This is a genomic window from Bacillus sp. FSL K6-0138 (genome assembly GCF_037982765.1).
Lineage (GTDB): Bacteria > Bacillota > Bacilli > Bacillales > Bacillaceae > Bacillus > Bacillus glycinifermentans.
Genome location: NZ_CP150286.1, coordinates 505,052 through 516,185 on the forward strand (window position 1 = coordinate 505,052; position 11,134 = coordinate 516,185).

Annotated in this window: 15 protein-coding genes and 1 pseudogene; 8 read left to right on the top strand and 8 right to left on the bottom strand. The window is 43.4% G+C overall.

The window, feature by feature from the left end:
- The first annotated feature begins 4 nt into the window (after window positions 1-4).
- Window positions 5-898, top strand: coding sequence for an arginase (rocF, locus tag MHB78_RS02735; RefSeq protein ID WP_046130947.1), 894 nt, complete (start codon window positions 5-7; stop codon window positions 896-898).
- Between the two features lie 108 nt (window positions 899-1,006).
- On the opposite strand, the gene MHB78_RS02740 is transcribed toward rocF, so the two are convergent.
- Window positions 1,007-1,669, bottom strand: a complete 663-nt coding sequence (locus MHB78_RS02740) for a YitT family protein (RefSeq protein WP_046130948.1) — start codon at window positions 1,667-1,669, stop codon at window positions 1,007-1,009.
- A gap of 114 nt (window positions 1,670-1,783) precedes the next feature.
- Here MHB78_RS02740 and MHB78_RS02745 point away from each other — a divergent pair, with 114 nt between their 5' ends.
- The 3 genes and pseudogenes from MHB78_RS02745 to MHB78_RS02755 all read left to right on the top strand — a co-directional run.
- Window positions 1,784-2,236, top strand: a complete 453-nt coding sequence (locus MHB78_RS02745; protein ID WP_046130949.1) for a MarR family transcriptional regulator — start codon at window positions 1,784-1,786, stop codon at window positions 2,234-2,236.
- A 20-nt stretch (window positions 2,237-2,256) separates the two neighbouring features.
- The gene (locus tag MHB78_RS02750; protein ID WP_046130958.1) at window positions 2,257-2,775 is read left to right on the top strand and encodes a GNAT family N-acetyltransferase; all 519 of its coding nucleotides are present in this window, start codon (window positions 2,257-2,259) and stop codon (window positions 2,773-2,775) included.
- A 26-nt stretch (window positions 2,776-2,801) separates the two neighbouring features.
- Window positions 2,802-3,413, top strand: a pseudogene (locus MHB78_RS02755) (FMN-binding negative transcriptional regulator); the annotation flags it as partial.
- A gap of 159 nt (window positions 3,414-3,572) precedes the next feature.
- On the opposite strand, the gene MHB78_RS02760 reads toward MHB78_RS02755, so the two are convergent.
- Entirely contained in the window at window positions 3,573-4,445 is an 873-nt protein-coding gene (locus MHB78_RS02760; protein ID WP_046130950.1) for a LysR family transcriptional regulator, read from the bottom strand.
- A 125-nt stretch (window positions 4,446-4,570) separates the two neighbouring features.
- Between MHB78_RS02760 and MHB78_RS02765 the strand changes: the two genes are divergently transcribed.
- Genes MHB78_RS02765 through MHB78_RS02780 form a run of 4 tightly spaced genes read left to right on the top strand, consistent with a single transcriptional unit; the run spans window position 4,571 to window position 7,296 of the window.
- Entirely contained in the window at window positions 4,571-5,140 is a 570-nt protein-coding gene (locus tag MHB78_RS02765; protein ID WP_046130951.1) for a non-oxidative hydroxyarylic acid decarboxylases subunit B, read from the top strand.
- 13 nt (window positions 5,141-5,153) lie between these two features.
- Window positions 5,154-6,575 carry a non-oxidative hydroxyarylic acid decarboxylases subunit C gene (locus MHB78_RS02770; RefSeq protein ID WP_046130952.1) on the top strand — a complete coding sequence of 474 codons (1,422 nt, stop codon included), beginning with the start codon at window positions 5,154-5,156 and terminating at the stop codon, window positions 6,573-6,575.
- A gap of 19 nt (window positions 6,576-6,594) precedes the next feature.
- Complete coding sequence (locus tag MHB78_RS02775; protein ID WP_046130953.1) at window positions 6,595-6,822, top strand: non-oxidative hydroxyarylic acid decarboxylases subunit D; 228 nt, start codon at window positions 6,595-6,597, stop codon at window positions 6,820-6,822.
- A 15-nt stretch (window positions 6,823-6,837) separates the two neighbouring features.
- Window positions 6,838-7,296 (top strand): pyridoxamine 5'-phosphate oxidase family protein, encoded by a 459-nt coding sequence (locus tag MHB78_RS02780; RefSeq protein WP_046130954.1) that lies wholly within the window; start codon window positions 6,838-6,840, stop codon window positions 7,294-7,296.
- 34 nt (window positions 7,297-7,330) lie between these two features.
- On the opposite strand, the gene MHB78_RS02785 is transcribed toward MHB78_RS02780, so the two are convergent.
- From MHB78_RS02785 to MHB78_RS02810, 6 genes are all read right to left on the bottom strand, one after another.
- Window positions 7,331-7,777, bottom strand: coding sequence for a hypothetical protein (locus tag MHB78_RS02785; protein WP_046133064.1), 447 nt, complete (start codon window positions 7,775-7,777; stop codon window positions 7,331-7,333).
- A 643-nt stretch (window positions 7,778-8,420) separates the two neighbouring features.
- Complete coding sequence (locus tag MHB78_RS02790; protein ID WP_046133063.1) at window positions 8,421-8,723, bottom strand: DUF4176 domain-containing protein; 303 nt, start codon at window positions 8,721-8,723, stop codon at window positions 8,421-8,423.
- Window positions 8,724-8,734: 11 nt separating this feature from the next.
- Complete coding sequence (locus MHB78_RS02795) at window positions 8,735-9,001, bottom strand: hypothetical protein (protein ID WP_046133062.1); 267 nt, start codon at window positions 8,999-9,001, stop codon at window positions 8,735-8,737.
- 10 nt (window positions 9,002-9,011) lie between these two features.
- Window positions 9,012-10,403: an LXG domain-containing protein gene (locus MHB78_RS02800; RefSeq protein WP_231947420.1), complete on the bottom strand. Its 1,392-nt coding sequence runs from the start codon at window positions 10,401-10,403 to the stop codon at window positions 9,012-9,014.
- Window positions 10,404-10,419: 16 nt separating this feature from the next.
- Window positions 10,420-10,698 carry a YwqI/YxiC family protein gene (locus tag MHB78_RS02805; protein ID WP_046133061.1) on the bottom strand — a complete coding sequence of 93 codons (279 nt, stop codon included), beginning with the start codon at window positions 10,696-10,698 and terminating at the stop codon, window positions 10,420-10,422.
- Window positions 10,699-10,712: 14 nt separating this feature from the next.
- Entirely contained in the window at window positions 10,713-11,099 is a 387-nt protein-coding gene (locus MHB78_RS02810; protein ID WP_202049170.1) for a DUF5082 family protein, read from the bottom strand.
- Between the last annotated feature and the right edge of the window lie 35 nt (window positions 11,100-11,134).

The window sequence follows — 11,134 nt, forward strand, 5'->3', positions numbered from 1 at the left end:
GCTGATGAACAAACAGATTTCTCTGATTGGAATGCCGATGGATTTGGGACAGGCAAGGCGCGGCGTCGATATGGGACCGAGCGCCATCCGCTACGCAAGCATTGTCGAACGGATAACCGATTTGGGGTACGATATCGAGGATCTCGGGGATGTGCCGATCAACCGCGATCAGCCTAAACATGATGAGGGATTAAAAAATTTGGCATCTGTTTTGGAAGGCAATCAAAAATTGGCCGATATTGTCGACCATGTCATCGAAAAAGGCCGCTTCCCGCTCGTGTTAGGGGGAGACCACAGCATTGCTATCGGGACTTTGGCCGGCGTTGCAAAGCATTATCAGCAGCTCGGCGTGATCTGGTATGATGCGCATGGAGATTTGAACACCATCGAAACGTCGCCGTCCGGCAATATCCACGGCATGCCGCTGGCCGTAAGCCTCGGCCTGGGTGATGAAAAGCTCGTCAATCTTCACGGCTATGCGCCGAAAATCAAGCCGGAGCACGTCGTCATCATCGGCGCCCGCTCCCTTGATGAAGGAGAGCGCGAATATATCCGCAAAACGGGCATGAAGGTGTATACGATGCATGAAATCGACCGTTTAGGGATGACGCGGGTCATCGAGGAGACGATTGAATATTTGTCAGCGGACTGTGACGGCATCCATTTAAGCCTCGATTTAGACGGGCTTGATCCAAACGATGCGCCGGGAGTCGGAACGCCGGTCGTCGGCGGCATCAGCTACAGGGAGAGCCATTTGGCGATGGAAATGCTTTATGACGCAGATATCATCACGTCCGCCGAATTCGTCGAAGTCAACCCGATATTGGACCATAAAAACAAAACCGGCGAAGCGGCCGTCGAACTGGTCGAGTCGCTGCTGGGAAAAAAACTGCTGTAAACAACAAGAGCGCATCATGTGCTTCAGGCTGCCGTGAAAATCGGCAGCCTTTTTGATCTTCTCTTCAAAGGACGGTTTTAATTCCTGAGCAAACAAGTTCTCCTTTGGCTATGTGTGCGAAGGGGCTTTTTCTCTTTTCGAACAATCTTTTCTATCATTTGGTGATGGACGAGAGTGTGTTAATATGCGGTCTAATATTCTTTTAGTAAAAGGCATACAGTAATTAAGTATTAGCCCCCCTAAACATACGGTTAGCAAAGTTCCAACGCCGATTGGTCCATTGAAAACCACTGCCATAACCAAGAATACGAGGTAAATGAATGTTCTCGAAAAAAACAGATTTGTTCCAGTTAATTCTTGTATGATTAATGTTAATCGGTCAATTGGAACCGGTGCAAAATTTGCGTGCAAATATGTTGCTGTTCCTAATCCGATAACAACTAAGCCGATTCCAAAACAAACAACTTTGCTGTACCATCGGTCCGGTGTTACAAAAAAGTGCAATAAAAAAAGCCACATATCAATGCCGATACCCGTTATACATGCTGTCAACAACCCCAACACTTCCGGTCTTTGTCTTTTTAAAATTGAATTACAACATATCAACATGAAAGCTATAATGATTTCCCAACTTCCGACATTCAGCCCCGCATTTACGGACAGTCCCACCAAAAGTGCGTCAAAAGGTGAAGCTCCAAGGTCTGATTGGACCGTGAAAGAAATACCAAGGGTTAGTATTAAAATTCCCAATACATAAAAAACATATTTCACTTTGCTCGACCTCTTCACTATGATTTTTATTGCGAATGCAACAAATTTGGGTTATATTAAATGTACGCCATTTTTATTGTATTTGCAACTAAAATATGTACTATGGAGGTCATTATGAAGGAAATTCTTCGTGAAATTGGAATGATTGCCAGGGCATTGGATTCTATAAGCAATATCGAGTTTAAAGAACATAACCTTACAAAAGGGCAATATTTGTACCTTGTCCGAATCTGCGAAAACCCGGGAATCATTCAAGAAAAGTTGGCCGAAATGATTAAAGTAGACCGGACAACCGCAGCCCGTGCAATAAAAAAACTGGAAATGAAGGGCTTTATTGAAAGGAAAGATGATGAATACAACAAAAAAATAAAAAAACTTTATCCAACAGAAAAGGGAAAAGAGGTATTTCCTTTTATAAAAAGAGAAAATGTTCATTCGAATCGTGTCGCATTAGCGGGATTTTCCGAAGAAGAAGCGGAAACCATTTTCAATCTTCTTCAAAGAGTAAGAAAAAATATAGAAAAAGACTGGGAATTTGTAAAAAAGGGAAACAAGAGAAACTATTGATAAAGGAGCGCCATATTGAAATGACGATCAATATAAAAAAGTGTACCCGTGAGGATTTGCGCAAACTTCAAGAAATTAGTTATGAAACATTTAATGAGACATTTAAGCATCAAAATTCACCCGAAAATATGAATGCCTATTTGGAAAGGGCGTTTAACTTAAAACAGTTAGAAACAGAACTATCCAATAGTTTTTCTCAATTCTTTTTTGTTTATTATCATAATGAAGTCGCCGGATATTTAAAGGTCAATATCAATGATGCCCAGTCTGAAGAGATGGGTGATGAATCACTTGAAATCGAGAGGATTTATATAAAGAACAATTTTCAAAAACACGGGCTTGGTAAATATCTGCTAAATAAAGCTTTGGAAATCGCACAGGAGTTCAACAAAAAGAAAGTCTGGCTAGGCGTGTGGGAAAAAAATGAAAATGCGATCGCTTTTTACAAGAAAATGGGGTTTGTTCAAACTGGAGCCCATTCTTTTTATATGGGCGATGAAGAACAAACGGATTTTATCATGACGAAAACAATCATATAACTTTTTTTAAAGGGGAGGGGATGATTATGTATATTCCAAAATATTATAAGGTTACAAATGCTGATGAAATTTGGGACTTTGTACAAGAAAACTCTTTTGGCACGATTGTCACGACAGAACGAGGGAAACCGATTGCCACTCATTTGCCATTGGGATTAAATAAAAAAGGTGATGATTGCTATATTACTGGGCATGTGGCTTATGGAAATCCCCAGTGGAGAACATTTGAATCCTGTGAAGATGTGCTTGTTATGTTTCAGGGGCCGCACGCTTACATTTCTTCTTCTTGGTATGCGCATGAAGAAGTACCAACATGGAATTATCAAGCCGTCCATGTATATGGTAAAGCAAGCATTTTAGAGAAAGATGAATTAGTAGAGGAATTAACAATCATGATGGAAAAATACGAAAAACATCGAGAACATCCAATTTTATGGGACAAACTTTCTCCTCAACTCTTAGAAAGTCAACTGAAAGGTATTGTTGGATTCAAGATTAAGGTGGGAGAAATTCAGGCAGCATATAAATTAAGTCAGAACCGAAATGAAACGGATTATATGAATATCATTGATCAATTACAAAATGAAGGAAATCCAAATTCGAGACAGATGGCAGAAGTGATGGAAAAAAGATTAAAAAACCGAAGCCGCCCGCTTTTATTAAATCCTCAGGATGCAAAAATACGGAGCTGTCATATTGGCAGAGCCGCTTCCGCGTTAGTGGAAGAAGAAATGTTCAAAAAAAGCCTGTATCGGTAATCTGCGATACAGGCTTTATCTATCGGTAACTAAATGTTCTTAAAACAAAGCCAAAAACTCCTTCACAGGCTTCGGCAAAAAGCTGTTTGCCCGCCAGACGACCGACGGTGTCAAAATAAACGGGTTGTCTTTTATCTCCAGCGTCTGAACGTGCCGGGCAAAATGCTCAGGCAGCATCGATAGCGGCAGAATCGTCGCCCCGAACCCCGAGGTGACGAGGCTGAGGAGCGTTGTGGAGTCATGGCACTCGCAGACGACCTTCGGCTCTGCGCCTGATTTTTGAAAAGCTTCGACGACCTTGTCGTATATACCTTTTCCATCTGACGGCCTAAGCAGGATTAACGGCAGTTTTGAAATTTCTTTCATGTCGGCTTTCCCGCTGAGGCCGTATGATTGATTTCCCGGAAGGACAAGCTTGCAGGGGATGTCGGGAAGACTTTTCGATTCGACGTTTTTGCTGTAAAAAGGAGTTGTCGTAATAGCCGCGTCAATCTGCCGGTTTTCCAGCAGTTTGTGAAGCCGTGAGGGCTCTCCCTCCCAAATATTAAACAGCAGGCTGGGATATTTCTCTCTGATCTGCGACACTTTTGACAACAAAAGCGCGGCACAGTAGATCGTTGAGCCGACGGCAAGCGTTCCGGCGACTTCCTCGCGCAATTCCTGCACTTCGAGAATCGAATCCCGAAGCTTATGCAAAATGTCTTTCGCCCTTTTATAAAAAACTTCCCCTTCATAGGTCAGTGTCAGACTCTTCTTTTTGTTGCGGTCGAATAGCACGACTCCGAGTTCTTCCTCCAATTGCTTCAACTGTCTGGAAAGCGGCGGCTGGGCGATATGCAGCTGCTTTGCCGCCGCTGTAATTTTTCCTTCCTCCGCAATCGTGACAAAGTATTTCAACTGACGGATATCCATTTTCGGGAACACTCCTTTTTATACCTTAAAAGTATTATATATAGATATTATAGATATTTTCAATATGGTAATTAGAGGCGTATCATTTGAATTGGAGGCATCACAGAAGAGAAAGGAGGACGCATATGAAGATCATTGTCGGAATAACGGGTGCAACGGGCGCCGTTTTTGGCGTGCGGATGCTGGATTGGCTGAATAAAGCCGGCGTTGAGACGCATCTTGTCATCTCTCCGTGGGCCGGCGCAACCATCCGGCATGAAACGGGGTACACCGTAAAGGATTTAGAGGCGCTCGCTTCTTTTACGTATTCCCATAAAGACCAGGGAGCCCGTATTTCTAGCGGTTCCTTTCAAACGGACGGAATGATTGTAGCTCCGTGCAGCATGAAAACATTGGCCGGCATCCGCACGGGGCTGGCGGACAATCTTTTGACCCGTTCGGCGGATGTCATGCTAAAGGAACGGAAAAAACTCGTTCTGTTAACAAGGGAAACCCCGCTCAACCAAATCCATCTCGAAAACATGCTTGAGCTGACCAAAATGGGGGCGATGATTCTCCCGCCCATGCCGGCTTTTTATAACCATCCCCAAAACTTGACTGAAATGGTCGACCATATCGTATTCCGGACGCTGGACCAATTTGGGATCCATCTGTCCGATGCAAAGCGCTGGGAAGGAATGAAACAGAAGACATAAGGAGGACAACAGAATGGCATATCAAGACTTTAGAGATTTTTTAAACACGCTGAAAAAAGAAGGACAGCTTCTTGAAGTTCAGGAAGAGGTGAAGCCGGAACCCGATTTGGGAGCCGCCGCACGCGCCGCCAACAACCTCGGAGACAAGTCGCCCGCTCTTTTATTCAACAATATTTACGGCTACAACAATGCTCAAATCGCGCTGAATGTCATCGGTTCCTGGCCGAACCACGCGTTGATGCTGGGCCTTCCAAAAGACACGCCCGTCAAAGAACAATTCTTTGAATTTGCGCGCCGCTATGACCAGTTTCCTGTCAAGGTGCAAAGAGAGGAGACGGCGCCGTTTCACGAAAACGAAATCACAGAAGACATCAACCTGTTTGACATACTGCCGCTCTTCCGCATCAATCAGGGCGATGGCGGCTTTTATTTAGACAAGGCCTGCGTTATTTCCAGAGACGTTGAAGATCCGGAACACTTCGGCAAGCAAAATGTCGGCATATACAGACTGCAGGTAAAAGGAAAAGACCGCCTCGGCATTCAGCCCGTCCCTCAGCATGACATTGCGATCCACTTGCGCCAGGCTGAAGAACGCGGCGAAAACCTGCCTGTTACGATTGCGCTCGGCTGTGAGCCGGTCATTACAACAGCGGCATCCACACCGCTATTATACGATCAATCGGAATACGAAATGGCAGGCGCATTGCAAGGCGAACCTTACAAAATCGTCAAATCAAAACTGTCTGATTTAGATATCCCATGGGGAGCGGAAGTGGTTCTCGAAGGTGAAATTCTGGCGGGCGAACGGGAGTATGAAGGTCCGTTCGGCGAGTTTACCGGCCACTATTCAGGCGGACGCAGCATGCCGATCATCAAAATCAAACGCGTCTACCACCGCAACAACCCGATTTTTGAACACCTTTATTTAGGCATGCCTTGGACTGAGGTTGACTACATGGTCGGCATTAATACATGTGTGCCGCTCTACCAGCAGCTAAAAGAGGCATATCCGAATGAAATTGTCGCGGTAAACGCGATGTATACGCACGGTTTGATCGCCATTGTCTCAACAAAAAGCCGCTACGGCGGATTCGCTAAAGCAGTCGGCATGCGCGCGCTGACAACTCCGCACGGCCTCGGCTACTGCAAAATGGTGATCGTCGTTGACGAAGACGTCGATCCGTTTAACCTTCCGCAGGTTATGTGGGCGCTATCGACGAAAATGCATCCAAAACACGATGCAGTGATCATCCCGGATCTATCCGTCCTGGCGCTTGATCCAGGTTCTGAACCGGCGGGTATTACCCACAAAATGATCCTGGATGCCACAACACCTGTTGCGCCGGAAACAAGAGGGCACTATTCACAGCCGCTCGATTCCCCTGTCAACACGAAGGAATGGGAAAAGAAATTAATGGATCTACTACATCGATAAGATAGGAGAGTGTTTTACTATGCATACATGTCCACGCTGTGATTCGAAAAAAGCGGAAACCGTCAGCAAGTCTCCGGTAGAAGGTGCATGGGAAGTCTACCAATGCCAGCACTGCTTTTTCACATGGAGATCATCAGAGCCTGAGACGATCACAAACCCGGAAAAATACAATCCGTCGTTTAAAATCGATCCGGCCGAAGTCGAAACGGCCGTCCAAGTTCCGGCCGTTCCGAAACGAAAATACTAAAGGCGGGTGTCCGGCATGCCATCTCAAATATCACGCGAACTGCTGGAGCTGCTGGACGGCAAAAACCTCGCTTCTAAACGGTGTGAAGCGATGATGCTGCAAACCGTCACAGAAGACGGCTGGCCCCACACCGCCATGATCAGCGCCGGCGAAATCCTCGCCCTGAACGAGACCGATGTCCGCCTGGCTCTCTGGCAAGGCACGAAAACAACTGCAAACATCGCCCGAACAGGCCGGGCGATGCTCGTCACATGCTGGAAAGGCAAAGCCCATTATGTCAGGCTGTCATTGTCCGAACTGCCCGAACTAAAAGATGCGAAACATCCGAGAGCACGATTTTCAGGCACCGTCGAAGCGGCCCGGGAAGACATCGCAAAATACGCAGACATCATCTCCGGGGTTCAGATTGAGTTAAAGGATGAGGCCGCCGTTTTAAAGCGGTGGGAGGAAACGCTGGAGGAATTAAGGAAATGAAGAAAAGGACCATGGTATGCCATGGTCCTTTCAATTATTTCTGCAGCATTTTATTCGTCACTTTATAAGCCAGGATACAGCCTATTGTGAGCAAAACAATGGCGATCAAAAGGATCACGAGCTTTTCAGCAACGGTATACATCGGCATGGGAAGGACAGCCCCACAGACGGCAAACAAGCCTCCAAAATAAAAAAACAGGATCAGCGGCTTTTTGTACTTTTTCCAAATGACCTGGTTGATCCCGTTTCTTTCAGGGTCTGCCGGATGTTTGCGGTCTTCATCTTTCATCAGTTTATTTAACAAGACATAAAAGATAAACGCGAATATCGTCGCTGAAATGATATTAAAACAGATCATAAACAGTTTTTCCCCCCAGCCCATTTCGGGGTTAAAGGGAATGGTGATAAGGGAACCGCACACGAAAAACAGATAGACGCCAAAGATCGCTTTGTTTCTCGGTTTTTGTAAAAATTTGCGCATTTCTATCTCTCCAGTCTTGAATTTGATTTAAACTCTAAAAATAAAATGAAGAATTGAAGATAAAATATAGAAGATCACGATACTTATAATTCCTTTTCCGAGCAGGTAAAGAGCGAAATATAGTTTTCTTAAGAACCAGTTATATCTTTGAAGACGTCTGCAAACAAAATAACCGGTACCTACAAGAAGGAAAACGAATAGATTTGTTATTTTTTGGGACGGATTTTCAGGGTTGAGATAAATCATTTTTTCATATCGTTCACATGAGCGTTAAATATTCTTGTTTTTAACATATGATTCAATTAACAACATAATTTATATTGACGGTTGGCAGAGTCCTCGTATGTATCTGGTTTAAAATTTCTTTTAATTTCAGGAATTTAGTACCTCTGCTGTTCAAAATCAGCATAAAGAGAAAGCATCCCGGTGGAGATGCTCAGTCTTTCATTATCCTATTCAAAACAATGTAGATTAGAAAGGCGAAACCTGTGGCTGAAAGAAAATTAAAGCAAAGTATAAATATCTTTCCTCTAAAATCAAGTGCTGGAATCACTAAAGTTGAAGCAGTAATGCCAAATAAAAAAATAAGATAAACAATAAGAATAACCTTATTCCTTCGCTTTATTAGGAATTTAGACAAAAGTTACACCTCATCAGCGTCTGAAGGTTTTTTTCGTTTTTTGTTTAGTTTTTTTTGCATCATGATTTCTTCATCATTGATAAAACCTTCAAATAATACCTCTTCAATCATGTTATGATTGAAAAATAGATTGAATTCTTCGGTAATATTTCCTTCAGGGTATGGTACTGAAACGTAATCAAAATTTTTTTTGCTTGAAGATTGAATTTGATCGCGGCCGTACACCATTACGGCTTTTTTAATGTTTTTTAGTTTGACAATGCTGCCAATTGGCAGCCACTTATATTCTTGCTTAACTTCTGTCATCTAATAGGCTCCTAACGTTGTCGTTTTTTCTTAGCTAGATGAGGATGTTTTTTAAGTAATACTTTTTTTCTGTAGATATGCAGACATAAAGGTATCACTAAGAAAAAGAAAGATATTTGTAATACACAATCCATGAAAATTTTAATTGGCATATGCTCTTGAGTTGTTAGTACAGTTAAAATTATTAGCATACATAACCAAGCAAATGGTCCCAACAATGAAGCAACAATGATTGCTGAATTTATTCGTTTTGCAAAAAAATCAGTATCATTCGTCATCTTGACTCTCCTATTCTTCCTCTAATTTAGCCCCAAACTTGAATGATAAACCGACGCCATCTGCCGCATAGATTTCATTTTCCAAACCGACACTGCCCCCAACCCCTACACTTCCTATAGAAACACCTAAACCAACATAGGGATCTATATCAATGTTGAACCATTCTTTTAACGGTTCATAACCAAACCAATTTAAAGGATTTACGGTTATCTCAGCCTCAGCAACACTTGCTTCGCCTCCTATGGAAGCAGTGTATTCGGAAATGTTTGCATTTGCCTGCGCATGACCAAATTTGGCTTCAAAAGAAACTGGGGATTTTTCATGTCCAATTTCTGCGTCTATTATATCACCTTCTATTTTTGAACCGACTGTTTCTCCAGCTAAAATATATTTTGGTGTATCTTGAAGTTTGGGGATTGCGGTGGTGAACTTCGCATCTATTGCTTTAAAGGAAGTAGGCTTTTCGGACATCCCTTTGTCTCTAAATGCTTTATTTGTGTCGAATAAGCTTAACTCGCCTTTAATTGTTAATCCCCCATCTACTTTTACAGATCCATACACATTACCTGCTCCATAGAATCCTAAAAGACCGCTCTTATCATATGTATATTCAATTTTTTCATTTTTCTTTTTTGAACTGCTTTTAACTTCTTTTTCATCTTCAGAAGATGTTTGATCACTGTTTTTTATGATCTTTTCCAGCATTCGTTGCATTGGGCTATCGTCAATCCCATCTATTGTTGAACTGTCGCCCGTTTTACTCTTTTGTGCCAATACCGACCCGCTCTGATAATCCTGAATCTCAATCCTCGGCCCCGTATACATCTTCTCCAGCTGCTCGACATACTGCATCATCGTGTCCAAATCTTGCCTCGCCGCTTCCAACGCTTTCGTCTGTTCACGGTCAAAGGTGTGGAGCTTTTCGAGCGTGTCGCTGATTTGTCTTTGGGCTTTTTTGGCGTTTTCGTTGACGGCGGTGTCATCTAAGGTGGGGAGGCTGACAATGTGGCTGACTGTGGCGGCTGTCTGATTGGCTTTTGCCGTCAGTCTTGCTGTCAGCGATTCAGCCTGGCTGACGCCGTCATGGAGTTCGTTTTCGAGAAAGCTCTGTGAGATGAATCCGTCTTGGTTGGGTTCCAGGGAATGAAGCGCACTTTTCGTCTTTTCTAAAAGTCCTTTATAGTCGGAAATAAAAGATTCATAAAAAAGAAGAAAAGTCGTGTGGCACTCTTCATAGAAGGAACGGATCGCTTCGCCGCCTGCGCCTTTTAAAGCGTCGTCGAGAGAGGTGATGCCTTTGACGCTTTGCTTGACTTTTGAAATGTCGTCTTTCTGATTTTTCAATTCTGAGAGCGTTTGATCAAGGCCTTTTTGAAAGGCCTGGACATCTAATGTTTTCAATGCGATTCCCTTCCTTCTATTTTGCTTTCATCGATGATGCCAGCTTTTTGTCTGTATCTTTCATCATCTCTACGGCTGATTCGGTTTGGGCGATTTGTTTTGAGAGCGCTGAAGCGTAGGCTGTTGTCAGCTTTTTTAAGTCTTTGTTCATGTCTTCGATTTTGTCGGCGACATCGAGCTTATTTTGGCCTTTAATGTCCGTCGGAACACTTGGCTTGAGCGCGTGTGCCGAATGCTTCAGCTTTGAGAGTGCTTGTTTGACTTCACCAGTTTTGACTTTGATTTCTTGGCTCATGTTCTCAGACTCCTTTAGTGGTGAGCTTTTTTCGCTTCTTTTTCCAGCTTTTCAATCTTTGTATGAAGTGAGCTGATATCTTTGCCGAGCGAGTCGATTTCGCTGTTTAATGATTTGATGCCCTCGTTTAATTTTTCAAACAGATCATCAAATTGTTTACCGCAAATATCGTCATAGGCTGATTTCATATCATTTCTGACGTCTTTAAAAGAGTCGGCAAGACTGCCCTGCCACGTTTTCGCAGAAAGTCCTGGCTTTTTGATGCTGCTTTTCGAATCGTTAAATTCCTCTCTTACGCCTTTCAGCTCGGTTTCGCAATTTTTCAGCTGTACCAGCTCTTCTTTTTTGATGTTGAGCGTGCCTTGCATGGTAAATAGCTTCGTTTTTTCCCAGATGATCATGATCTGCCACCTCCTAATGACTTGATTCAAATGGC